Annotated in this window: 26 protein-coding genes; 14 read left to right on the top strand and 12 right to left on the bottom strand. The window is 62.1% G+C overall.

Features of this window, described 5'->3' with window-relative positions; all coding sequences use genetic code 11:
• Nucleotides 1-27: 27 nt before the first annotated feature.
• The gene (locus BM116_RS04380) at nucleotides 28-876 is read right to left on the bottom strand and encodes an SDR family NAD(P)-dependent oxidoreductase (RefSeq protein ID WP_083723552.1); all 849 of its coding nucleotides are present in this window, start codon (nucleotides 874-876) and stop codon (nucleotides 28-30) included.
• Between the two features lie 217 nt (nucleotides 877-1093).
• Here BM116_RS04380 and BM116_RS04375 point away from each other — a divergent pair, with 217 nt between their 5' ends.
• Entirely contained in the window at nucleotides 1094-2329 is a 1236-nt protein-coding gene (locus tag BM116_RS04375; protein ID WP_083723554.1) for a transporter substrate-binding domain-containing protein, read from the top strand.
• Nucleotides 2330-2331: 2 nt separating this feature from the next.
• The gene (locus BM116_RS04370) at nucleotides 2332-2760 is read left to right on the top strand and encodes a PA0061/PA0062 family lipoprotein (protein WP_139056935.1); all 429 of its coding nucleotides are present in this window, start codon (nucleotides 2332-2334) and stop codon (nucleotides 2758-2760) included.
• Between the two features lie 16 nt (nucleotides 2761-2776).
• On the opposite strand, the gene BM116_RS04365 is transcribed toward BM116_RS04370, so the two are convergent.
• Nucleotides 2777-3586, bottom strand: coding sequence for a hydroxypyruvate isomerase family protein (locus BM116_RS04365; protein ID WP_083723558.1), 810 nt, complete (start codon nucleotides 3584-3586; stop codon nucleotides 2777-2779).
• A gap of 152 nt (nucleotides 3587-3738) precedes the next feature.
• On the opposite strand from BM116_RS04365, the gene BM116_RS04360 reads away from it, so the two are divergent.
• From BM116_RS04360 to phnE, 4 genes are read left to right on the top strand one after another with little or no spacing between them, the layout of a single operon-like run.
• Nucleotides 3739-4608 carry a putative selenate ABC transporter substrate-binding protein gene (locus tag BM116_RS04360; protein ID WP_083723560.1) on the top strand — a complete coding sequence of 290 codons (870 nt, stop codon included), beginning with the start codon at nucleotides 3739-3741 and terminating at the stop codon, nucleotides 4606-4608.
• The gene (locus BM116_RS04355; protein ID WP_083723562.1) at nucleotides 4605-5408 is read left to right on the top strand and encodes a phosphonate ABC transporter ATP-binding protein; all 804 of its coding nucleotides are present in this window, start codon (nucleotides 4605-4607) and stop codon (nucleotides 5406-5408) included. Before BM116_RS04360 ends, BM116_RS04355 begins: the two co-directional genes overlap by 4 nt.
• A gap of 8 nt (nucleotides 5409-5416) precedes the next feature.
• Entirely contained in the window at nucleotides 5417-6253 is an 837-nt protein-coding gene (locus BM116_RS04350) for a PhnE/PtxC family ABC transporter permease (RefSeq protein ID WP_083723564.1), read from the top strand.
• Entirely contained in the window at nucleotides 6250-7014 is a 765-nt protein-coding gene (phnE, locus tag BM116_RS04345) for a phosphonate ABC transporter, permease protein PhnE (RefSeq protein ID WP_083723566.1), read from the top strand. The genes BM116_RS04350 and phnE overlap by 4 nt, the downstream gene beginning before the upstream one ends.
• Before the next feature lie 52 nt (nucleotides 7015-7066).
• Here phnE and BM116_RS04340 read toward each other — a convergent pair whose 3' ends face one another.
• Nucleotides 7067-7369: a DUF2288 domain-containing protein gene (locus BM116_RS04340; protein ID WP_083723568.1), complete on the bottom strand. Its 303-nt coding sequence runs from the start codon at nucleotides 7367-7369 to the stop codon at nucleotides 7067-7069.
• A gap of 317 nt (nucleotides 7370-7686) precedes the next feature.
• Between BM116_RS04340 and BM116_RS04335 the strand changes: the two genes are divergently transcribed.
• The 5 genes from BM116_RS04335 to BM116_RS04315 all read left to right on the top strand — a co-directional run bounded on the left by BM116_RS04335 (nucleotide 7687) and on the right by BM116_RS04315 (nucleotide 12574).
• Nucleotides 7687-8814: a branched-chain amino acid ABC transporter substrate-binding protein gene (locus tag BM116_RS04335; protein WP_083723570.1), complete on the top strand. Its 1128-nt coding sequence runs from the start codon at nucleotides 7687-7689 to the stop codon at nucleotides 8812-8814.
• A gap of 99 nt (nucleotides 8815-8913) precedes the next feature.
• Nucleotides 8914-9840 (top strand): high-affinity branched-chain amino acid ABC transporter permease LivH, encoded by a 927-nt coding sequence (livH, locus tag BM116_RS04330; protein ID WP_083723783.1) that lies wholly within the window; start codon nucleotides 8914-8916, stop codon nucleotides 9838-9840.
• Nucleotides 9840-11096, top strand: coding sequence for a high-affinity branched-chain amino acid ABC transporter permease LivM (gene livM, locus BM116_RS04325; RefSeq protein WP_083723785.1), 1257 nt, complete (start codon nucleotides 9840-9842; stop codon nucleotides 11094-11096). Before livH ends, livM begins: the two co-directional genes overlap by 1 nt.
• Nucleotides 11093-11860, top strand: coding sequence for a high-affinity branched-chain amino acid ABC transporter ATP-binding protein LivG (livG, locus tag BM116_RS04320; protein WP_083723572.1), 768 nt, complete (start codon nucleotides 11093-11095; stop codon nucleotides 11858-11860). The genes livM and livG overlap by 4 nt, the downstream gene beginning before the upstream one ends.
• 12 nt (nucleotides 11861-11872) lie before the next feature.
• Nucleotides 11873-12574 (top strand): ATP-binding cassette domain-containing protein, encoded by a 702-nt coding sequence (locus BM116_RS04315; protein ID WP_083723574.1) that lies wholly within the window; start codon nucleotides 11873-11875, stop codon nucleotides 12572-12574.
• On the opposite strand, the gene BM116_RS04310 is transcribed toward BM116_RS04315, so the two are convergent.
• Nucleotides 12559-13203, bottom strand: coding sequence for a hypothetical protein (locus BM116_RS04310; protein ID WP_083723576.1), 645 nt, complete (start codon nucleotides 13201-13203; stop codon nucleotides 12559-12561). The genes BM116_RS04315 and BM116_RS04310 overlap by 16 nt on opposite strands.
• Before the next feature lie 148 nt (nucleotides 13204-13351).
• On the opposite strand from BM116_RS04310, the gene BM116_RS04305 reads away from it, so the two are divergent.
• Entirely contained in the window at nucleotides 13352-13909 is a 558-nt protein-coding gene (locus BM116_RS04305) for an OmpA family protein (RefSeq protein ID WP_169847214.1), read from the top strand.
• A gap of 98 nt (nucleotides 13910-14007) precedes the next feature.
• The gene (locus BM116_RS04300; RefSeq protein ID WP_083723580.1) at nucleotides 14008-15333 is read left to right on the top strand and encodes a Na+/H+ antiporter NhaC family protein; all 1326 of its coding nucleotides are present in this window, start codon (nucleotides 14008-14010) and stop codon (nucleotides 15331-15333) included.
• A gap of 27 nt (nucleotides 15334-15360) precedes the next feature.
• Here BM116_RS04300 and BM116_RS04295 read toward each other — a convergent pair whose 3' ends face one another.
• The 7 genes from BM116_RS04295 to BM116_RS04265 form a co-directional block, all read right to left on the bottom strand.
• Nucleotides 15361-15699 (bottom strand): Na+/H+ antiporter subunit G, encoded by a 339-nt coding sequence (locus BM116_RS04295; RefSeq protein ID WP_083723582.1) that lies wholly within the window; start codon nucleotides 15697-15699, stop codon nucleotides 15361-15363.
• A gap of 11 nt (nucleotides 15700-15710) precedes the next feature.
• Nucleotides 15711-15980 (bottom strand): K+/H+ antiporter subunit F, encoded by a 270-nt coding sequence (locus tag BM116_RS04290; protein ID WP_083723584.1) that lies wholly within the window; start codon nucleotides 15978-15980, stop codon nucleotides 15711-15713.
• Nucleotides 15965-16471 (bottom strand): Na+/H+ antiporter subunit E, encoded by a 507-nt coding sequence (locus BM116_RS04285; protein WP_083723586.1) that lies wholly within the window; start codon nucleotides 16469-16471, stop codon nucleotides 15965-15967. Before BM116_RS04285 ends, BM116_RS04290 begins: the two co-directional genes overlap by 16 nt.
• Complete coding sequence (locus BM116_RS04280; protein ID WP_083723589.1) at nucleotides 16468-17985, bottom strand: monovalent cation/H+ antiporter subunit D; 1518 nt, start codon at nucleotides 17983-17985, stop codon at nucleotides 16468-16470. Before BM116_RS04280 ends, BM116_RS04285 begins: the two co-directional genes overlap by 4 nt.
• Nucleotides 17985-18311: a Na+/H+ antiporter subunit C gene (locus BM116_RS04275; RefSeq protein WP_083723591.1), complete on the bottom strand. Its 327-nt coding sequence runs from the start codon at nucleotides 18309-18311 to the stop codon at nucleotides 17985-17987. Before BM116_RS04275 ends, BM116_RS04280 begins: the two co-directional genes overlap by 1 nt.
• Nucleotides 18311-21103, bottom strand: coding sequence for a monovalent cation/H+ antiporter subunit A (locus BM116_RS04270; protein WP_083723593.1), 2793 nt, complete (start codon nucleotides 21101-21103; stop codon nucleotides 18311-18313). The genes BM116_RS04275 and BM116_RS04270 overlap by 1 nt, the downstream gene beginning before the upstream one ends.
• A 218-nt stretch (nucleotides 21104-21321) precedes the next feature.
• Entirely contained in the window at nucleotides 21322-21783 is a 462-nt protein-coding gene (locus BM116_RS04265; protein WP_083723595.1) for an outer membrane lipoprotein, read from the bottom strand.
• Between the two features lie 272 nt (nucleotides 21784-22055).
• Here BM116_RS04265 and BM116_RS04260 point away from each other — a divergent pair, with 272 nt between their 5' ends.
• The gene (locus BM116_RS04260; RefSeq protein WP_083723597.1) at nucleotides 22056-22331 is read left to right on the top strand and encodes a hypothetical protein; all 276 of its coding nucleotides are present in this window, start codon (nucleotides 22056-22058) and stop codon (nucleotides 22329-22331) included.
• 3 nt (nucleotides 22332-22334) lie between these two features.
• Here the strand turns inward: BM116_RS04260 and BM116_RS04255 are convergent, their stop codons facing one another.
• Nucleotides 22335-23486 carry a 1-acyl-sn-glycerol-3-phosphate acyltransferase gene (locus tag BM116_RS04255; RefSeq protein WP_083723599.1) on the bottom strand — a complete coding sequence of 384 codons (1152 nt, stop codon included), beginning with the start codon at nucleotides 23484-23486 and terminating at the stop codon, nucleotides 22335-22337.
• Between the last annotated feature and the right edge of the window lie 86 nt (nucleotides 23487-23572).

The raw sequence follows: 23572 nt of genomic DNA, 5'->3' as shown, positions 1-23572 counted from the left end.
GGGGTTTTCTGTACAACAGGCAGAGCTTTACGGATTCATCGAGTCGAAAACGGTCTTCTCATCAGCAGCTGCCTGCGCACGCAGGCCGATCAGTTGCTTGATCTTGCGATGCGGGAAGACATAGAACTGATCCTCTTCCACCGCCTTGACGGTCATTTCCGCAATATCGGACGCCTGAATCTTGCCTTTCTGAATCGCAGCCTTGGTCAGCTCGGCGCGCTTAAGCGCGGTTTCGCTCAGCTCAACGGTGTCACCCTTGTCAGCCGGGCGGTTGCGCGCCGACTCATGAATACCGGTGGGGAAGAACGCCGGGCACAGGCAAGTCACGCCGACATTGGCACCGGCGTCACGCAGGTCCAGCGCCAGGGTCTCGGACAGCGCCACAACCGAGTGCTTGGTCACGTTGTAGACCGACATGTTCGGGCCATTCACCCAACCCGCCGCCGAGGCAGTGTTAACGATATGACCTTCACCCTGGGCGATCATCATCGGAGTGAACGTCTTCACGCCCCAAACCACGCCGTACAGGTTGACACCCATGACCCATTCCCAGTCATCGACGGTGTTCTCCCAGGCCGCACCGCCAACACTGACACCCGCGTTGTTAAACAGCACGTGAGCCGCACCAAAGCGCGAGGTGCACAGCTCGGCCAATGCCTGCAACTGCTCCAGCTTGGAGACGTCCAGTCGCATGGTGGCGCTTTCGGTGCCAGGGGTCTGGGCCTCGACCAGGCGCAGGGTTTCCTGCATGCCCTTTTCGTCTACGTCACCCAGCACCAGCTTCATACCACGCGCCGCACAGCACAGCGCCAGCTCACGTCCCAGACCGCTACCACCGCCGGTGATAACCGCCACCTTGCCCTGAAGTTGTTGCATGCGAGCCTCCTCCACTGTCCGCGTTATGGGCAGACTGGTTGATAATAAACAGGGTGAATATCATGCACCGCCAAATCCCTGCTAACCAGTGCTATCGGTCCGCTTGATCAACTGCCAGCAATCCGGTTTATGAGCACCGGTTCATACCCTATAGTTAAGGCGTGTGGAATTAATCGGTGCTTCCTTAACAAAGCCTGACTGCCCAAGGACGTCTTTCATGCTTCGCGCCCTGCTGCTCTTTCTGCTGATGCTGACCAACGGCCTCGCTGGCGCTGCCCCGCTATGCCTGAACACGGATATTTTTCCGCCCTATCAAGTGCGTGAAGGGGACCGTCTGAGCGGCAGCTCGGTGACGGCACTGGCCTGCATATTCGAGGCAATGAATCTGCAGTACGAGATTCGCGTGCTGCCTTGGGAGCGCGCCATCCATGAGGTCAGCGATGACAAGGCAGACGGTTTTTTTTCCGCTACCAGCATGAATCGGGCCAGCAATTTTGCCACCCTGTCGGCACCGCTGGCACTGGAAAAGTGGTACTGGTACAGCAACGAGCCCGTGCCACCACGCGCCGATGGCGCACGCGCGCCGCTCCGTGTCGCGGGCATCCGCGGCAGCAATGAGGCCAATTGGCTGCAGCAGCAAGGCTACCGCGTGGCCCCGATGGTGAGCAGCACCAGCCAGTTGCTGCAGCTGCTGCAACGCGGCCGCATTGATGCCTTTCTGGCTGACCAGCAGACCCTGCGTATCGAGCTGACCCGCCAACCGACCGTACTGCGTCCGAAGCATGCGCGCTTTCAGCGCTACACCACACTCGGCGTGTACTTCTCCAACCGCTACCTTGCGCGCCACCCCGGCTTTATTGATCAATTCAACCAACAGGTCTATGGCTGCCTGCCGGAGATCGGCGTACTACAGGCCGATGAGCGCGAGCGCCTGCAGCAGCTGTATGCACAGCTTTTTAGCCCATGGAAAGAGGAGCCGCGCCTGATCGACGCCGTCGTACAGCACAACAGCCAGCACAACCAGCTCAGCATGCAGCAGATCCACGCCCGCGATCAGCAGTGGCAGCAGGAGCAGGCCAACGGCTCAGGGCCGCTGATCGACAGCGTGCTGAACAGCCCTGCCGCCGACTGGCTGCGCGCGCGCCAGGCAGAACATGAAGGCCTGATCAGCGAGATACTGCTGACCGACCAGCAAGGGCTGAATGTCGCCGTCAGCGGCCTGACCACCGACTACTGGCAAGGCGATGAGGCCAAATTCGCCGAGCCCTTCTTCGCCAGTACCGACCGCCCCTACATGAGCCAGTTGGCGTACGATCAATCAACCCAGCGGTATCAGGTTCATATCAGCACCAGCGTTCGCGATCCACAAACCGGCGCCATCATTGGTGTACTGATCATTGGACTTGATATCGAGCGAGCGCTGCACATGGAAAACCTCAACGGAGGCCACTGATTTTGAAATACCTGCTTTGCCTGCCAATGGCGGCCCTGCTGTGCGCCTGCTCTGTTACTCCCCTGCCGCCACTGGACAACGCGCACGCCCGCGTGGGCCTGAAGACAGAAGCTGCCAACCGGTTACAGGCCTCTCGCCTGGACGGTGAACCGGTAGGTGGCCTGCAGTTCCCCGACCTGACGCCTGGCGAACACCGCCTCGAAGTGCGGCTGTTTTTCGAGGTGCCCGGCGGCGGTGGCGACGTCAGCGGCAGCTTCAGCGCGGGCGAGCGGCGCTGCATTCTTGCCGTCGAATACGCCGACTTTGCAGCAGGGCAGCACTATCAGTTCCATGCCTCACGACGGGGCTGGGGGCCTGCTGGCTGGCTACTGGACGCCAGCGGCAATAAGCTGGCGACCGCACGCGAGGTGCGCTGCGGCCCGGGCGTTTGACCGCAGCAGCCCGTATTCAGGCTTCTCCACCCTTGGCCCAGCCCTGCTGGCGCCACTGAACCAGCCACTGCGGTGAGGTAGCGTCACCCGCTACCGGCCGATACTCAGCCGCCAGCCAACCCTCGTAATCCGCCTGACGTAACGCATTCAACGCCGAACTGAAGTCCATCTCACCACTGCCGGGCGCCCCGCGACCGGGTACATCGGCAAACTGCACATGCCCAATGCGTCCCGCCAGCGCAGCGACCGACGCCGGCAACGCCTCTCCCATGCGTGCCATATGATAGAAGTCCAGCTGCGCACTGCAATTGGGGTGGTCCACCTCGGCGATCAGCTCGGCCAACTCCGCCGAGCCCGCGACCAGAAAGCCCTCGATATCCAGCCGATTGATTGCCTCACAGCACACGCCGATCCCCAGTTCGACGAAGGCATCAGCCGCACGCCGCAGGTTGGCAACCAGACAGGCCAGCGCGCTTGCGCGCGCAACACCATCGGCCAGACGCCCGGGCAGCACGTTGACCCGTTGCGGCCGTACCTCGGCGGCGTAGCGCAGTGCCTGGGCTAGGGCTGCGTCAAATTCGTCCTGGCGCGCCGGCACAGCAGCGAGCCCTGGCCCGCCCTGGACAAAATCGCCCGCCGGCAGGTTGATGAGCACCAGAGGCAGCTCTGCGGCAGCCAGCGCAGACGCCAGCTGTTTAGCTGGCGTGTCATAGGGAAACTGAATCTCAACCCCGTCAAAGCCCGCCTGCCGGGCAGCGGCCACACGCTCAATCAAAGGCAGTTCAGGGAACAACAACGACAAATTGGCAGCCAGGGGCCAGCTCATGGCCTGTCCTCCGTGGAAATGGCCGGCCAGTATAGGCGATACAGCAAAACACTCTGCTTCGCCCGGGCCGCTTTTTTCACTACACTTTGCTCACGCCTCGCCCGAGTGGACCCTCGGGCCCGAGTCATCCGCTATTGAACCGGAGAAAAACCATGTCCACACGCAATCGCCACATGGCGCTGCTAGCCGGCCTGTGCCTGTCTGTCGCCACCCTGTTCACCGCCACGGCCCAGGCCGAGACCACCACCTTGCGCGTCTCCGCCATCCCCGATGAAGCGCCTACCGAGCTGCAGCGCAAATTCGAGCCGCTGGGCCAGTATCTGGAGGCCGAGCTGGGCATACCGGTGGTCTTTCAGCCGGTGTCCGACTACGCCGGCGTCGTAGAGGCGCTGGCAGCCAAGCGCCTGGACCTGGCATGGCTTGGCGGCTTTACCTTTGTGCAGGCCAAGCTGCGCACCGGCAACGCCATACCGCTGGTACAACGCGAGCAGGATGAGGCCTTTACCAGCACCTTTATCACCGCTGACCCGGCCGTGCAGAGCCACGCCGACCTGGAGGGCAAGAGCTTTGCCTTCGGCTCGGTGTCGTCCACCTCCGGCCACCTGATGCCGCGCTACTTCCTGCAGCGGGACGGCATCGACACCGACACCTTCTTCAGCCGCGTCGGCTTCTCCGGGGCCCACGACGCTACCGTGGCCTGGGTCGAATCAGGCAAGGTTGACGCCGGGGTGCTGAACTCGTCGGTCTGGGACAAGCTGCTGGAAGAAAACAAGGTCGACACCGACAAGGTGCGCGTCTACAGCACCACCCCTGCCTACTATGACTACAACTGGACCGTGCGCGGGGACCTGGAGCCAGAGCTGGTGGAGCGCATCAAGGCTGCCTTCCTCGCCCTTGATCCGGAAAACCCCGAGCACAAGGCCATCCTCGACTTGCAGCGCGCGTCTCGCTTTATCCCCACCGCGCCCGAGAACTACGAGGGCATCGAGCAAGCCGCCCGCGCTGCCGGCCTGCTCGAGTGAGCCTGCGCCTGTCTGGGGTGAGTTATTCTCACCCCAACGGGCAGAGCGCGCTGCAGGCGATTGATCTGCAGGTGGCGGCAGGTGAGCAACTGGCGATCATCGGCCCATCCGGGGCAGGTAAAACCACCCTGCTGCGTCTGCTGAGCACCAGCCTGCAGCCAGTCAGCGGCACTCTCAGCCTGCTGGAGCAGCAGCCCGCCCAACTCTCTGGCCGCGCCCTGCGCAGGCTGCGCAGCCGCATCGGCCTGATTCATCAAAGCCCGCCATTGCCTCCACGCCAGCGGGTGGTAACGGCCGTTCTGGCCGGGCGACTGGGCCAGTGGTCGCTGCTGCGCGCACTGCTCTCGCTGTGTTATCCGGTCGACGCCGCCGGCGCACGGCAGGAGCTGGCGCGCCTTGACCTGGCCGATAAACTGTTTCAGCGCTGTGATCAGCTCTCGGGCGGCCAACTCCAGCGTGTCGGCATTGCCCGTACGCTCTACCAGCAACCCGACCTGCTGCTCGCCGACGAACCGGTATCAGCCATGGACCCAGTCTTGGCCGACCACACCCTGGGTCTGCTCGGCGCGGTTGCACGCGAGCGCGGCATCCCGCTGGTGGCCAGCCTGCATGCGGTCGATCTGGCCCTCCGGCACTTCCCCCGGGTGCTTGGCCTGCGCGATGGCCGCGTGTTGTTCGATAAAGCCAGCAGTGAGGTCAGCCAGACCGATCTAGCCAGTCTGTACGCCAACGATAGCCTGACCAGCGCCGCTGCACCTTCACACCCCCAGGCCGGCGCACTGCGGCCCGGGCGCTGCTGAGTCACCTGATGATCCGCCAGAGCAACCAATGGCAGTCACGCGACCCGGCCGCTCTCCCGCGGGCGCTGACCACCCTGCTGCTGATCGCTCTACTGTGGCCCGGGCTGCAGCTCGCCGAGTTTCGGCCGCAGGTGCTGTTCAACAGCCAAAACCTGGACACCATGGGCCGCTTTGTCGCAGGGTTCTGGCCACCGGCACGCGATGCGGACTTTCTGCGCCTGCTCGGCAGGGCCACGCTGGAGACGCTGGCCATGGCAACCGCCGGGATGACACTGGCACTGCTGCTGGCCATACCGGCTGCGCTACTGGCCACCCGCGCGCTCTCCGTCTCACGCCTGCTCAGTGATCGCGCGGGCGTACTCGGACGGCTACTGCGCTACCCGGTGCGCCTGTTGTTGATGGTGCTGCGCAGCATTCCGGAGATTGTCTGGGCGCTGCTGTTTGTTCGCGCAGTCGGCCTGGGGCCAACGGCCGGGGTGCTGGCCATCACCATCACCTACAGCGGCATGCTCGGCAAGGTGTACGCCGAGATACTCGAGTCGGTTGACCCGGCGCCAGCCCGGGCTCTGCTGCTGTCCGGCAGCTCACGCATCGCCGCCTTCTTCTATGGTCTGCTGCCCAACGCCGCACAGGAGCTGACGTCCTACACCCTGTATCGCTGGGAGTGCGCGGTGCGCGCCTCGGTGGTCATGGGCTTTGTCGGCGCAGGCGGCCTTGGCCAGATGATCGATCTGTCCCTGCGCATGTTTGCCGGCGGCGAAGTAGCCAGCATCCTGATTACCTTTCTGCTGCTGGTGCTGCTGGCCGACCAGATCAGCCTGCAGCTGCGCCGGAGGTTGGCATGAAGCGCGCGAGCGGCAATCTGCTCACGCTGTGCCTGTTGGTCGCAGCCATCGCATCCTCATTCATCTGGCTACAGCTGGATCTCAGTGCCCTGCTGACCGCAGATGGGCGCAGTCAGATGTACGACTATGCTGCCGCCTTTTTTCCACCGGACACCAGCCCGGCCTGGCTGCTCAAGCTGTGGCGGGGTGCGCTTGAGACACTGGCCATTTCTGCCATTGGCACGCTCCTGGCCGCGCTGTTCGGCGCCGTGCTCAGCCTGCTGGCTGCCGGGCGCATGGGCGCGGCAGCGCGCGCCCTGTGCCGTCTGCTGCTCAATGCGCTGCGCTCAGTACCCGAACTGGTCTGGGCCGCGTTGATGGTTTTGGCTGCCGGACTGGGGCCCTTTGCCGGCACGCTGGCACTGGCACTGCACACCACCGGCGTACTGGGCCGGCTGTTTGCCGAAGCACTGGAAAACACCCCGTCAGCGCCCGCCCAGGCGCTGCGTGATGCCGGCGCCGGACGCGTGGCCGCGTTTATCTACGGCACCCTGCCCGGGGTGCTGCCGCAGTGGCTGTCGTACACGCTATATCGCTGGGAAAACAACATCCGCATGGCCGCCGTGCTTGGCTTTGTGGGCGCCGGCGGGCTGGGTCAGATGCTGCATGTAACCCTCAGCCTGTTCCAGCAATCCAAGGCCGCCAGCGTAATAATGGCAATGCTGGCAATGGTGTTGCTGGTGGATGCGCTGAGCGGCTGGGTTCGCGCCAGATTGGGGTAACGGTGGGTAACACAGCGCAGGCTGCAACTTAACTAAAACTGGCCGCGGGCAATCAGGCCGCTCGTTCCTGCACCAGCACCCAGGGCCGGATCACCACCGCCCACAGGGTGTCAGGCTGGCGCTCGGCCCAGTCCGCTGCCTGCGCGTCGCTGGCCACCTGCAGCTGCCCGGCTTCCATCCAGCCTTTAATAAGTTCGCTGTTGTCTTCCATCATGGCTGCCGCCACCGCCACCAGATCCAGCTGCGCTGCAACAGCGAGCAGATCGCCGCGTGCAAAATGCGGCTCCAGTACGCTCCATTCAATTTGAGCGGTGGCACCAAGAATGGCCGCGTAGGCCTCATCCGAGACTGTCATTGCCGTTAAAACTCCCCGTTTATTCGGGCCGAAGCATACAAGGGATGCCCGGACCGACGCCACAGCCCGCTGCCTGCACGCAGTTGGCCGAAAGCACAAATTCGCCGGAAAACACGGATGCGAGCGCGAACATGTCGCCATACAGACAGAATGTTGCAGTTTGCGGACACAAAACCGGTTTGTGAAACGCCCGCTTTCCCTGCTGGCTCGGCGGTTGCTAAACTGCGCCGGTACAGTTCCACGCAGCGTTTGCATTCTCTAGCAAAGAAGTACGAGCCAACACGACTTCGGAATAACAACACAAGCGAGCAGATGACATGAAAATGGCACACAAAAAAGCACTTTCCCAGATGATTGCCGCAGCAGCCCTGGCAGGTGCCAGCACCTGCGCACTGGCAGCCGACACCATCAAGATTGCGCTGGCTGGCCCGGTCACCGGCCCGGTCGCCCAGTACGGCGACATGCAGTTCATTGGCGCCAAGATGGCCATTGAGCAGATCAACAAGGCTGGCGGCGTGAACGGCAGCCAGCTCGAAGGGGTTGTGTTTGACGACGCCTGCGACCCGAAACAGGCCGTCGCGGTTGCCAACCGTATCGTCAACGAAGGCATCAGCTTTGTCGTTGGCCACCTCTGCTCCAGCTCCACCCAGCCCGCTTCCGACATCTATGAGGAAGAAGGCATTCTGATGATCACCGCCGCTTCCACCAGCCCGGAAATCACCGAGCGCGGCTATCAGATGATCTTCCGCACCATTGGTCTGGACAGCCTGCAAGGCCCGACCGCCGGTAACTACATCGCCCAGCAGGTCAAACCCAGCAAGGTTGCCGTCATCCACGACAAACAGCAGTACGGCGAAGGTATCGCTACCGCTGTGCGTGACGTGCTGACCGAAGCAGGCATTGAAGTGCCGGTATTTGAAGGCATCACCGCAGGCGACAAGGATTTCTCTGCGCTGATCGCCAAGCTGCGCCAGGAAGGCGTTGATTTCGTCTACTACGGCGGCTACCACCCTGAACTGGGCCTGATCCTGCGCCAGGCTGCCGAGCAGGGCCTGGACGTTGGCTTCATGGGTCCGGAAGGCGTCGGTAACACCGACATTTCCGCCATCGCCGGCGAAGCCTCCGAAGGCCTGCTGGTCACCCTGCCCAAGGCATTTGACCAGGACCCGGCCAACGCCCACCTGGTTGAGGCGTTCCAGGCCAAGAATGAAGACCCGTCCGGCGCCTTTGTCTTCCCGGCTTACGCTGCGGTACAGGTCATCGCCGACGGCATCAAGCTGGCCGACAGCACCGACACCGAAGCTGTCGCCGAAGCCCTGCGCAGCAACAGCTTCGACACCCCGACAGGCACCCTGGCCTTTGACGAAAAGGGCGACCTGAAGGACTTCAACTTTGTTGTCTATGAATGGCACGCCGACGCCACCAAGACCGCAATGACCGAGTAAGCACGACCGCTCAGGGCCTGTCCAACCTCCGTTGGCAGGCCCTTTTATTTGCTGCCCGCGCGGCGGCAATAGTCCCCCAGCATTATTGGTGTCATGGCCATGCCAGAGTCCCTCTATTACTTTATTCAGCAGCTGATCAACGGCCTGACCGTGGGCAGTACCTATGCCCTGATCGCCATTGGTTACACCATGGTGTACGGCATCATCGGCATGATCAATTTCGCCCACGGCGAGATTTACATGATCGGCAGCTACATCGCCTTTATCGTCATTGCCGCATTGGCGATGTTCGGCATCGAATCGGTGCCCCTGATGATCGTCGCGGCCTTTGCCATCAGCATGATGGTGACCAGTGCCTACGGTTACAGTATCGAGCGTGTTGCCTATCGCCCGCTGCGCGGCGGCAACCGCCTGATCCCGCTGATCTCCGCTATCGGCATGTCGATTTTCCTGCAGAATCTGGTGCGTATCGCCCAGGGTTCGCGCGACATCGCCATGCCCACCATGATTTCCGGTGGTATCGACATCGGACCCCATGAGGGCTTTCACGCCACCCTGTCCTACATGCAGATGATCATTTTTGTCGTCACCCTGATCACTATGTTCGGCCTGACGATGTTTATTTCCCGCTCGCGCATGGGCCGCGCCTGCCGCGCCTGCGCCGAAGACCTGAAGATGACCAACCTATTGGGCATCAACACCAACGGCATCATCGCCCTGACCTTTGTCATTGGCGCCGCCCTGGCCGCCATCGCCGGCGTACTGTTGGGCATGTACTACGGCGTGATCAACCCCTACATCGGCTTTATGGCCGGCCTTAAGGCCTTCACCGCCGCCGTACTCGGTGGCATCGGCAGTATCCCTGGTGCGGTGCTCGGCGGCCTGCTGCTGGGCGTAACCGAAGCCATCACCGCCGGTTACTTCAGCACCGAATACAAGGACGTCGTGGCCTTTGCCCTGCTGATTCTGATTCTGTTATTTCGCCCCAGCGGTATCCTCGGCCGTCCGGAGGTGGAGAAAGTATGATGCGCGCCAACCTCAAGCCGGCGATCATCTCCGCAGTGGTCGTCGCCATCCTCGCCGGGCTGCTGCTGGGCATTCGCCTGAACCAGCAAGGCACCACGCTGAGCCTGGTCGGCGCCGGTCCGGATGTGTACTGGAAGATCGGCGCAGCCGCCGCTTTCCTGTTCTTCTTCAATCTTTTCCGCGATCAGCTGAGCGCACTCTGGAAGGGCCTGCCGGGCCTGCCCAAAGCTCCGCAGAAGCTGGTTGAGGTAAGCCACAAACCGGCACTGCGTCGCCTGTTCTGGTGCTTCATGATCGCCGCAGCGATTATCTGGCCCTTCCTGTCCAATCGCGGCGGCACGGACCTCGGCACCCTGGTGCTCATCTATGTGATGCTGGGCCTGGGCCTGAACATCGTGGTTGGCCTGGCCGGCCTGCTGGACCTGGGCTACGTCGGCTTCTACGCCGTTGGCGCCTACGGCTATGCGCTGATGGCCATGTATTTTGATGTCGGCTTCTGGACCGGCCTGCTGGTTGCCGGCCTGCTGGCAGCGCTGTTCGGCTTTTTGCTGGGCTTTCCGGTACTGCGTCTGCGCGGCGACTATCTGGCGATCGTCACCCTGGGCTTTGGCGAGATCATCCGCATCCTGCTCAACAACATGACCTGGCTGACCAATGGCCCCAACGGTATCGGCGGTATCCCCAAACCGACCCTGTTCGGCCTGGAATTCAGCCGCCGCGCCAGCGAAGGCATGCAGAGTTTTCATGACTTTGTCGGCATCAGCTACAGCTCGGAGCACCGCATTATCTTCCTCTACCTGCTGGCCCTGCTGCTGGTGCTGATTACCCTGTTCGTGATCAACCGTCTACTGCGCATGCCCATTGGCCGCGCCTGGGAAGCGCTGCGCGAAGATGAAATTGCCTGCCGTGCGCTGGGTATCAACCCCACTGCGGTCAAGCTCAGCGCATTCACCATTGGCGCCACCTTCGCCGGTTTTGCCGGGTGCTTCTTCGCCGCTCGCCAGGGCTTTATCAGCCCGGAATCCTTCACCTTTATCGAGTCCGCGATCATTCTCGCCATTGTGGTGTTGGGCGGCATGGGTTCGCAGGTCGGGGTCATCCTGGCTGCAATCATCATGACCATCCTTCCGGAAATGGCCCGCGAGTTTGATGAGTACCGCATGCTGCTGTTCGGCCTGATGATGGTGCTGATGATGATCTGGCGACCGCAGGGTCTGCTACCGATGAGCCGTCCGCACCTGGAGTTACGTACATGAGCCGCCCCCTTCTGGATGTTTCGGGCCTGACTATGCGCTTTGGCGGCCTGCTGGCCGTGGACGGCGTGCACCTGAGTGTCGAGCCCGGGCAAATCGTTTCCATGATCGGCCCCAACGGCGCCGGCAAGACCACGGTATTCAACTGCCTGACCGGTTTTTACAAGCCCAGTGGCGGCAAGATCATCTTTGACGGCCGCGAGATTCAGGGCATGCCGGGCTTCAAGGTGGCCCGGCGCGGCATGATTCGCACTTTCCAGCACGTTCGCCTGTTCAAGGAAATGACCGTGGTGGAAAACCTGCTGGTTGCCCAACATCAGCACATGAACACCAATCTACTGTCTGGCCTGTTCAAGACCCCGGGCTACCGGCGCAGCGAGCAGGAAGCGCTGGAGCGCGCCGCCTACTGGCTGGACCGCGTTGACCTGCACGCCTTTGCCAACCGCCCCGCCAACACCCTGGCCTACGGTCAGCAGCGCCGGCTGGAGATTGCCCGCTGCATGGTGACTCAGCCCAAGCTGCTGATGCTGGATGAGCCGGCTGCCGGCCTCAACCCGCGAGAAACCGATGACCTCAAGGAACTGATCAGCGAATTGCGCGACCAGCACCAGATCACCGTGCTGCTGATCGAGCACGACATGAAGCTGGTCATGAGCATTTCCGACCGCATCGTGGTGATCAACCAGGGCCGCCCGCTGGCTGCCGGCACGCCGGATGAGATCAAGCAGAACCCGGACGTCATCAAAGCCTATCTGGGTGAAACCTGAGGATTGCCTGACATGCTGTACATGAAGAACGTATCAACCCACTACGGCAAGATTCAGGCCCTGCACGAGGTCAACCTGGAGGTCCAGCGCGGCGAGATCGTCACCCTGATCGGTGCCAACGGCGCCGGCAAGACCACCCTGCTGATGACCCTGTGCGGCGATCCGCGCGCCACCACCGGCAGCATTCGCTACGAAGGCGAGGAGCTGACCGGGCTGACCACCGCCCAGATCATGCGCAAAGATATCGCCATCGTGCCGGAAGGTCGGCGCGTGTTCTCACGCCTGACGGTGGAAGAAAACCTCAGCATGGGCGGTTTTTTCAGCGACAAGGAAACCCGGCAGGTGCAGATGGATACCGTGCTGACACTGTTTCCGCGCCTGAAGGAGCGTTTTGCCCAGCGCGCCGGCACCATGTCTGGCGGTGAGCAGCAGATGCTCGCTATCGGCCGTGCGCTGATGAGCAAGCCACGTTTGTTGCTTCTCGACGAGCCGTCGCTGGGGCTGGCCCCCATCATCATTCAGCAGATATTCGAGATCATCGAGCAGTTACGCCAGCAAGGCGTTACCGTGTTCCTGGTCGAACAGAACGCCAACCAGGCGCTCAAACTGGCCGATCGCGGCTATGTGATGGAGCACGGTCACATAGTGCTGGAAGACAGTGGCGACGCCCTGCTGGCCAACCCCGAGGTGCGCAAGGCCTACCTCGGCGGCTGACCCGTCGGCTGGCGGCCGCGATAAGCGCAGCCGCTGCGCTGCTCGCCATCCACCACCAGGGTGGCGCGCATGTGAAAGTAGTCACCGCTGAGCGGCTCCTGGCAGGCCTGCGGATACAGCCACAGCTGCACCCGGTGCGCCGGCAGCGAGGCCGCGTTCAACGAACCGTCAGGCAGGTATTCCACCATGATCGAGTCGGTCACCTCGGACTGGCCCTGCTCGCTGCGATGCAGCCCTCGCCCGTCCAGCGTGGCCTGCCAGCCCGGTTGATAGCTCACGGCGACCCACTGGGCATCCGCACCAGTCTGGTCAGCGCAGCCGCGGCCGTGAGACTGCATGCGCAGCACCTCCCCCGGTACCAGCTGCGCGCCCTGGCGCGCCATCAGCTCGGCAAAAATGGCGGTTTGCCCCGGCTGCGCCGTTTGCTGCCAGAGCGCATCCAGCGCCTCGCTCGACTGCACCGGCAGCACCTCGCGGCTACCACACTCGCGCAGCACGTAATCAGCCCCAGAGCGCTCCAGCAATCCGCTGAAGCGCTGCTCCGGGCCAGAAAAATACCCTTCGAACGCACTGCAGCCACTCAGCAACAGGGGCACGGCCAACGCCATGGCGCTCCAACGAATACGCATCAATCTGTGAACTCCTTTAAATACCGCGTAAATCATGACATACGGCAGGTCACAAACGCACAAGCCGATGCTACTCTGTGCCGCAGTTATTCGCTTGCGATTCAACCAAGCGGCATTTTGTTCCCGTTGCATCTATGGATTAACAATAATGAAGCTGATTTCTACCTTTTCTCTGTTGGGCTGTCTGTTCCTGGCCGGCTGCGCCAGCAAAGAACCAGCCCCGGTTCCGCCGCCAACTCCCGAAGCCACTCCCTGGGCCCAACTGCACATGGCTGAACTGACAGCCATCGCCCTGGAGGAGAAGTACGAAATCGAAAACAGCGGTGAAGAAATTCGCCTGATCATCCCGGTTAACGGCAATTTCCACCCCAAACGCACCCTGCTGCTGCCTTCCGGTCTGGTCCCGCTGTCCCGGGTGGCCAAGGTGCTGCGCGGCGCCACCGACAGCAATATCCAGGTTACCGGCCACAGCGACAGCCAGGGCGATGACAACCTCAACCAGCAGTTAAGCATGGAGCGGGCACAGGCAGTCGCCAGCGTACTGCAACTGGGCGGTGTCAGCCGTCACAATATGCAGCTGCGCAGCGAGGGTGAAGCCGCGCCACGGGCCGACAACAGCACCGCAGAAGGCCGCGAGCTGAACCGCCGTGTGGTGATCAACATCACCCCGCGCAAACCCGCCTCGAGCATCGCCCTGGCGCCCTGACGCCGACCGGCTGTACCCGGCAGCCGGCAGGTCTCTGCTAGAATACCGAACGCTGCCGTCACTACGACGGCATTGTTCGTTATACAGAGACCCTTTTCATGCAAGCACCCGTTCAACCACGTGCATCGGCCCTGCTGCCGCTGCTGCTGTTCCTGCTGATTTTTCTTGGCAGCGGCATTTACTACAGCCTGACCGGCACCGACTTTGCCTTCTACCAGATCAAGGCACCGGTGGCGATTCTGCCGGCTATCATCCTCGGCCTGCTGCTGGCCAAACCCAGCTACCGCGACAACCTGCAAACATTCATTGACGGCATCGGTGACCGCAACATCATCACCATGGCGTTGGTGTTTCTGCTCGCCGGCGCCTTTTCCAGCGTGACCAAGGCAATTGGCGGTGTTGATGCCACCGTCAACATGGGCCTGAGCATCCTGCCGCCCAGCCTTATCCTGCCAGGCCTGTTTGTCATTGCGGTGTTCATTTCCACCTCTATGGGTACGTCCATGGGCACGATCGGTGCGCTGGTGCCGATCGCGCTAGGCTTTGCCGAGGTCACCGGGCTGTCCTTGCCGCTGGCCATCGGAGCGGTGGTGGGCGGCGCCATGGCGGGCGATAACCTGTCGATCATCTCTGATACCACCATCGCCGCCACCCGCACCCAGGGCGTGGGCATGCGCGACAAGTTCAGGCTCAACCTGACCATCGCCTTGCCGGCCATGCTGCTGACGCTGGTGGTGTTGTTCCTGCTGGGCGACACCAGCGTTCAGCCGGAGCCGGTCGAATTCAACTACCGTCTGGTCATGCCTTATCTGGTGGTACTCATCCTCGCCCTCTTTGGCCTGGATGTGATGATTGTGCTAATGACCGGCATCATTCTGTCCGGCATTACCGGCATGCTGGTCACGCCGGAATACCAGTTGGCGACCTACGGCAATGACATCTATCAGGGCTTTGCCGGCATGCTGGAAATCATGGTGCTGTCGATGCTGATTGGCGGCCTGTCGGCCATCATGAAGCAGGAGGGCGGGCTGGACTGGCTGCGCGAGCGCATTCAGGCTCTGGCGGCACATAACGCCGGGCGGCGCAGCGGTGAAACCGGTATCGCAGGCCTGGTTGCCGCAACCAACCTGTTTGTCGCCAATAACACCGTGGCCATCATCATCAGTGGCAGCGTTGCCAAGGACCTGGCCGACCACTACAACGTTGACCCACGGCGCAGTGCGAGCCTGCTGGATATCTTCTCCTGCGTGGTACAGGGGTTGATACCCTACGGCGCGCAGATTCTGCTGGCCGGCTCGCTGGCGGCCCTGTCGCCTCTGGCGTTGATCACCCAGGTGCACTACTGCTGGCTGTTGGGTCTGATGGCGGCATTGGCCATCGTGTTCGGCTTTCCGCGCGTCAAGGCGCCGGCAACCTCAGACTGATCCTACCTGGCCACGGCTTGCCGTGGCCTACTGATCCCAGGGCTCGCCGCGGGTGCGTGCTTCGCGGCGCAGCTTTTCATGCATCGCCGCCTTGGCCAGCATGTGGGCGCTGACCGGCGCGGTGATAAACAGGAAAAAGGTAATCAGCAGCTCATGCAAACTCGGCGCGCCGCTCTGCACGCTGAAGTAGACCATTGAGCCGACTACCAGCGAGCCCACACCGAGCGTGGTCGCCTTGGTTGGCCCGTGCAGGCGCATGAAAAAGTCCGGCAGCTTGCACAAGCCGATAGCCCCAACCAGCGCAAACAGGCTACCGGTCAGCAGCAGCGCTGCAACCAGCCATTCCATCCAGCTTGCCCCGCCCATGCCGCAACCTCCTATTCGATGATATTGCCACGCAGCAGATGCTTGGCGATGGCAACAGTACTGACGAAGCCCATGACTGCAATCAGCAGCGCCGCTTCAAAAAACAGGTTGGAGTCCAGGTACAACCCCAACAGCATGATCAGTGCAATGGCATTGATGTAGAGGGTATCCAACGCCAGGATGCGGTCCGGCAGATCCGGGCCGCGCACCAGTCGCACAAAGGTCAACACCATGGCCAGGCTGATAATGCCCAGACAGATAAGCACTACGGTGTCGAGCATTCGAATATCTCCCGAATTGGTTCTTCGTAGCGCAGGCGTATCTGCTCGATCAACGCCACCTCATCACCGACGTCCAGGCCGTGAATCAGCAGCCACTTGCGATCAGCGCTGATGTCCGCCGAGACGGTGCCGGGCGTCAGCGAAATCGTGCTGGCCAGCACGCTGATGGAGAAGTCGCTCTCCAGCGTCAGCGGGTAATTGACAAAGGCAGGACGCAGGTCGCGGCGCGGCCCCAGAATAAGACGCGCCACCTGCAGGTTGGCCAGCACGATATCGGTGACCACCCGAGCAACAAACAACACCAGCTTGCCAACCCGCAGGCGATAGCGTGAGGCAGGCCAGAAGACGTGGGTCAGCCAGGGAATGATCACCCCCAGCACCAGGCCCATCAGCAGATTGCCGAAGGACAACGAGTTCATCAGCAGCAGCCAGCCGACCACCAGTGTGACGGTCAGCCAGGGGTGCGGAAACCAGCGATCAGGTCGTTTCATGGCGCCTCCCCCGTGGCCGGCACAACAGACATGACGGCATCGATATAGCCCTGCGGCTGTAACAACTGCGTTGCCGTCTGGTTCAGATACTCCAGCGTGGGAGCAGCAAAAACCACCAGCGCCGGGCTGCACAGCAGCAGCAACAGGGTAGCCGTCAAACGCATGCCGTCCAGCGGCTCGCCCGAGGGCGCGACATCGGTATGGCGCCAGAACAGTGTGCTGCCCGCGCGGCTAAGGGCAATCAGCGCCAGCAGCCCGCTACCGAGCACCACCGGATACAGCCAGGCCGCCTCACGTCCGCTACCAGCGGCGCCCAGCAGCATCAATTTGCCCAGAAAACCTGACAACGGCGGCATACCGGCAACCGCCATGGCTGCCAGGAAGAACAGCCCACCCAGCAGCATCGGATGCGGCAACGCAGGCCCTGCGACCAGACGCGCAGCAAAGCGCGGCCCACGCACCCGTTGAAGCATGCCGGTCAGCAGGAACAACGCGCCGGAAATCCAGGTGGAATGCATCAGGTAATACAAGCTGGCACTGAGCGCCTCTTCGGTGCCCAGGGACACACCGGCCAGCAGAGTGCCTACCGACACCACCACCAGATAGGCGCTCAGGGCGTTGAGGGTGCTCGCCGCCAGCGCACCGATGGCGCCCAGGCCCAGGGTCACCAAGGCGAGCGGCCAGAGCCAGCCAACCGCCATATCGACCAGCGGGCCGGCCTCAGGGCCGAAAATCAGGGTGTAGACCCGCAATATCGAGTACAGCCCGACCTTGGTCATGATCGCAAACAGGGCACCGACCGGCGCACTGGCAGCGGCATAGGCCCGCGGCAACCAGAAATACAGCGGGAAAAACGCCGTCTTCAGTCCAAACACCACCAGCAGCAACATGCCCGCCGCGCCAACCAGCGGCGCATCGTCTGCGCCCAGCTCACGCACGCGCAAGGCCATGTCTGCCATATTCAGCGTGCCGGTAACCCCGTAGAGCGTCCCTACTGCGATCAGAAAGAGCGCCGAGCCGGTGAGGTTCAGCAGCAGGTAGTGCAAACCCGAACGCACCCGTGCAGACCCCGCCCCATGCAATAACAAGGCGTAAGACGCAATCAGCAGAATCTCGAAGAACACGAAGAGGTTGAACAGGTCGCCGGTCAGAAAGGCGCCGTTAATCCCCATCAACTGGAACTGGAACAGTGGATGGAAATTACGCCCCGCCGCATCATCACCGCGGATCGCATACAACAACGCGCCACTGGCCAGCACCGAGGTCACCAGCAGCAACAAGGCGCTGAGGCGATCCACCACCAGCACGATGCCAAAGGGCGGCATCCAGTTACCCAGCGCATAGACCTGCGTGCCCTGGCTGGCCTGCACCATCAACAGGCTCGCCAGCAGGACCTGTACCAGCGTCGCCAGCAGGGCCAGCGCACGTTTCATGTCCAGGGTGCCACGCAGCACCAGCAGCAACGCCCCCACAAACATGGGGACCAGCACCGGCATAATCGGCAGGTGACTCATCAATGGTCTCCCTTGCCGTCAACGTGGTCACTGTCCAGCTCACCCTGGGCGCGCAGCGCCAGCACCAGCGCATAGGCGGTCATGGCAAAACCGATCACAATGGCGGTCAGCACCAGCGCCTGGGGCAGCGGGTCAGCATAGACCTCGGCCTTGCCCAGCACCGCGGGTGCGGCCTCCGCCAGACGGCCGGTGGCAAACAAAAACAGGTTCACCGCATAACTCAGCAACGCCAGCCCGACGACCACAGGAAAGGTGCGCGCACGCAGCATCAGATAGATACCGCAGCTGGTCAGCACGGCCAGGGCCACGGCGTAAAGCAGCTCCATCAGATCTCTCCTTCGCTTGGGCGGCCCTGGGGCAGCTTGCCCAGGTTCGCCAGAATCAGCAGCGTCGCACCCACCACCGTGAGATAGACGCCCAGGTCAAACAGCATCGCCGTTGCCAGCTCAATATCCCCCACCAGCGGAATATGGAAGTGATCAAACGCACTGGTCAGGAAGGGATAACCGAAGGCCCAGCTACCCAGCCCGGTCGCCCCGGCAATCAACACGCCGGCCCCGGCCAGCCAGTGGTAATTAACCGGCCAGCGTTCGGAGGTCCAGGCCTCGCCACTGGCAACATATTGCAGAATCAACGCTACCGAGGTGATCAGGCCGGCGATAAAGCCACCGCCGGGCAAGTTGTGACCACGCAGGAAGATATAAACCGAGATCATCAGCGCCAGCGGCAGCAAGACATGGGACAGGTTGACCAGCATCAGCAGCTCACCGCGCTGGGCCCAGGGTTTGCCCAGGCTGTCGCCGCCCGGTACACGCAGGCGCAGGCCATCGATCAGCGCGTAGATGGCAATGGCAGCAATCGCCAGCACCGTCACCTCACCCATGGTATCGAAGCCGCGGAAGTCCACCAGAATCACGTTGACGACGTTATGCCCACCACCGCCGGTGACCGAGTTGGCCAGGAAGAAGTCCGAGATGCTGTCATAAGGACGCGTCAGCATGCCAAAGGCCAGACCACCCACCAGCAGGCCACAGCCGCCGGCAATCAGCATGTCCCTGCCCCGCCGCAGCGCCGAGGATTCACGCGGCGTGCGCGCCGGCAGGAAGAACAGCGCCAGCATCAGCAAAACGATGGTTACCACCTCGACCGAAATCTGCGTCAACGCAAGATCAGGTGCCGCAAACCGGGCAAACGCCAGCGAGACAACCAGACCGACCACACTCAACATGGTTAGCGAGACCAGGCGCATGCGGTGCCAGTACACGGTCGCCAGTGCGCCCAACATCATCACCACCGCCGCCGCCATGGTCACACCATCGACGGGCGTCAATGCCACCGGCCCCTGCAGTGCAGGCAGGCGCCACAGCCACCAGCCGGTGACCACCAGGGCGCTGAGCAGCAGGCAGGTCAGGTAGCGCTGCAACGAGGCGTTCTCCAGCAGCAAGGTCATACGCGCCGCCCCACGCACGGCCGTCTGCACCACTCTTTCAAACACCAGCTTGGCGTCTACATCGCGCTGACGTGCATACCAGGCAAACAGCGGCCGGCGCGCCGAATACACCGCGATACCCACCAGCATGGCGACAACACTCATCAACAGCGGCAGGTTAAACCCATGCCAGATGGCCAGGCTGTATTCCGGCAACGGGCCACCCACGGTGGCCGCCGCCGCGGTGGCCAGCAGGCCGGCCACGGTAAAGCCCGGTGCCAGACCAACCGCCAGACACATGGCCACCAGCACCTCCACCGGCACCTTCATGTATCGCGGTGGCTCATGCGGCGGATACTTGGGCAGGTTGACCGGCTTGCCGTTGAAAAACACATCGTGAATAAAGCGCAGCGAGTAGGCCACCGAGAACACGCCGCCCAGGGTAGCGCCCAGCGGAATCAACCAGCTGAAGCTGCCCAGCATGTGCTGCTCCAGGGTCTCGGTAAAGAACATCTCTTTACTGAGGAAGCCGTTTAGCAGCGGCACACCGGCCATCGCCGAGGCTGCCACCATCGCCAGCGTTGCCGTGTGCGGCATGTACCGCAGCAACCCGTTGATGCGGCGCATGTCACGGGTGCCCGTTTCGTGGTCGATAATGCCCGCCGCCATGAACAGCGACGCCTTGAAGGTCGCATGGTTGATGATATGGAATACCGCAGCGACCGCAGCCAGCCGGGTATCCAGACCAAACAGCAGCGTGATCAGGCCCAGGTGGCTGATGGTGGAATAGGCCAGCAGGCCCTTGAGATCATGCTGGAACAGCGCCGTGCAGGCCCCCACCAGCAGAGTCGCCATGCCGGCACTGCTGACCAGGTAGAACCAGAGATCGGTGTCGGCCAGCGCCGGATACAGGCGCGCCAGCACGAAAACACCAGCCTTGACCATGGTTGCCGAGTGCAAGTACGCCGAAACCGGCGTCGGCGCCGCCATCGCATGCGGCAACCAGAAATGGAACGGGAACTGCGCCGACTTGGTAAACACCCCCAGCAGCACCAGCGCCAGAATCACCGGGTAGAGCGCATGGGCGCGAATCAGCTCACCGGCGGCAAAGACATCAGTGAGTTCGTAACTGCCCACCACCTGCCCCAGCAGCAGCACACCGGCCAGCAGCGCCAGACCACCCGCGCCAGTCACTGCCAACGCCATGCGGGCGCCCTTGCGCGCATCGGTGGAATGCGACCAGTAGCTGATCAACAGGAAGGACGACAGGCTGGTCATCTCCCAGAACACCATCATCAGCAGCAGGTTCTCGGACAGCACCACGCCCAGCATCGCCGACATGAACAGCAGCAGATAGCAGAAGAAGCGCCCCATGGGGTCGCGTTTGGACAGGTAATAACGTGCGTAAAGAATCACCAGCAGGCCGATGCCCTGGATCATCAATGCAAAAAGGAAACTCAGCCCATCAAGACGAAAGCTGATATTCAGCCCCAGCTCGCTCAACCAGGGCCAGGAATGGATCACCGCCTGGCCGGCAAACACCGCATCGACGTGCTGCCACAGCAGCACCAGCCCGATAACCGGTGCGACCATGGTCATAGAGGCGCACAGGGAACGACCCTGATTGTTGAACAACAGCGGCAGCAGGCTGCCAAGCAAAGGGAGAATGACGATCAGCGCCAGGGTCATGCAGGACTAACTCCTTATATGGCCATTGCGGCCTCCGTTCCAGCAGGGGCAACGCCGGATGTATGGCGTGTTGCCGGGACCTTCAGGTCAGGAAGCGCAGGTCATTATAGAGGCAAGCCCTGCCAGACGATCAACGCAAGCCGCTGAATCCGTTACAAAATGCGTAACCAGCGCAACACAGGCAGCAGCAACGCTGCCTGTGCTGGCTGCGTGATCGACTACTTGACGACCCGAGAGTTGCCGTTGACCGTCATGATGCGCACACGGTCACCGGGTGCAAAGTTCACCCCATCCACAGCTTCCTGCACGTAGGCCCGAGTATAGCCGCCATCTTCATTGACAGTAATTTCCACACCCTGGGTGCGGGTAATGCCCTCTTCCGCCGCGGCGCCGGCAACGCCGCCGGCCAGCGCACCGACAATCGCAGCGATAGTACTGCCGCGTCCACCACCAACAGTGCTACCAGCCACACCACCGATTGCCGCACCCGCAGCCGGACCGATTACCGTCTTGGTGCCTTCAATCTGGACCAGACGAACGGACTCGACAGTACCCTGACGCACCGTCTGCGGCGCTCTGGCATCCTCGCGGCTGTAGACATCGCCGGTCAGCGACGATGCACACCCACCCAGCGCCAGAAGCGCCCCCAGTACCACTGCTGCAAAAGCCTGCTTTTTCATCATTAACCACCTCGCTGATAACGACCCGCCGACGCTCACAATGGCGTTGTCGTCGAAAAACACTAACACGCTGCACTTGGACAACCATTGATCGGAAAGTGATCAATCCGGGTCGAAATCAATCGCGCCCTGGCATAACATCAGCCGCGCTTATGAACCGGCGCTCTCAAAATAGCGCGCCATGTCATCCCCTTTTTGTGCTCCGTCGTAACCTGTAAAACCACAATAACAAACAGCTGGTTGCCCGAGTCCGAGACACCGGAGGTACTGCCGTGTTCCCATTACAGGCAGCCTGGCTTTATTACCTGGAAAACCCGGCACTGGTCCTCAACGGCCTTGCCCTGTTCTTTGCCGTCAATGGCAGCTGGTTGTGGATTGCCACCCAAGTGCGCAGCAGCCTGGGCCGTCAGCGCCTGGCGACACTGCCGCCCAGTGAGAGCGAGCTGAGCCTCAACCGCGATCAGCGCATCAACCGCCTGTTCTACAGTGTAGGCGCCGTGTGCCTGGGCCTGGCCACGCTGTTGTCGCTGACCAGCACCCAGCTTTGACCCTCAGCCCTCTCCCATTACCCGCAGGCGGCTACGCACCGGATTGGCATACTGCAGCAGCCAGTACGGACGCAGCGCCTCGGGTAACGCGTCAAGGCGCGCGCTGAAGCGCTGCTGTTCCTGCGCCAGCTCCAGTGCAGAGAAGCCCTCTCGCCAATCAGCCAACGCCGCAGGCAAGGCTTCCTCTTCTTGCTCAAAGGCAAGGTAATTGGACGGATACAGGCGATAGTTGCCCAGTACCTGATGATCCACTTCGGCCACCACGGCGCGGGCATCCGCCATCCCGGCAGGCAACGGCGTACCAAAGGCCACGTGCACCCGCCCCTTGTAGCCGGTCAGCCCCATGGCGATGGAGCGATCATCCTCTCCGGGTTCCTTCACATAGCTGCCGGTCCGGGCACGCTGCTCCAGCTCGCGTGCCTTCATGCCGTCGCACGGGTCCCATTCGTAGGAAATCGACACCGGCACCATGTTCAACGACGCGATAACCTGGTCAAAGGGCTCGCTCTTGCGGCTCATGCAGAACATCTTGATGATCGCCGAGTCGGTCTCATCCAGACCATCCTTGGCACGACCCTCGGCCTGGGCAATCCAGACCGACTCGCCGCCGGCAATCGAGTGGCTGATATAGGCAGACAGATTCTGATAGGCCTGCAGCTTTTCGCGCCGCCCGGTCAGTGAACGGTGCACGATGAAGCTCTTGTTCAGGCGCATCAGGTCGCTGACAAAGGGCCGCTGCAGCAGATTGTCGCCAATGGCAATGCGCGGCGTCGGATGGCCGGCGTGATAGAGCGCGTAGTTGACGAAGGCCGGGTCCATCACGATATCGCGGTGGTTGGCGATAAACAGGTGGGGCTGCGTGGCGCTGAGCTGGTCCAGCCCGCTGTAGGTAACCTCCAGCGTACTGCGCTCGATCAAACGGTCGAGATAGGGCTCCAGCCGGTGCTGCAAGTCCTCAACCGTGGTCACACCACGCGCCTCCCGGCGCAATGCCGCCTGGACCACTCGGCGACTGAGCCCCGGCAGCAGCCGATTCAGCTTTGGCAGCCGATAGGCCGCCAGCATGCGCATCAACTCCTGATCGGCCAGCAGTCGCTGCAGCACCGCCGGCACTTCGGCATCGTTGTAGGGGCGAATGCCCTCGAACTCGCTCATGTCACCCTCTGAGTCTTATCATCAGCCGCGCATTATGCGTCGCTGACCGTGGTTTCGCCAGATTGACGATACCGCTACACTTTGTG

The organism is Halopseudomonas pachastrellae, from assembly GCF_900114765.1.
Taxonomy (GTDB): domain Bacteria; phylum Pseudomonadota; class Gammaproteobacteria; order Pseudomonadales; family Pseudomonadaceae; genus Halopseudomonas; species Halopseudomonas pachastrellae.
Note: the sequence above shows the minus strand (reverse complement) of the source record. Positions and strands in the feature narration are given on the sequence as shown.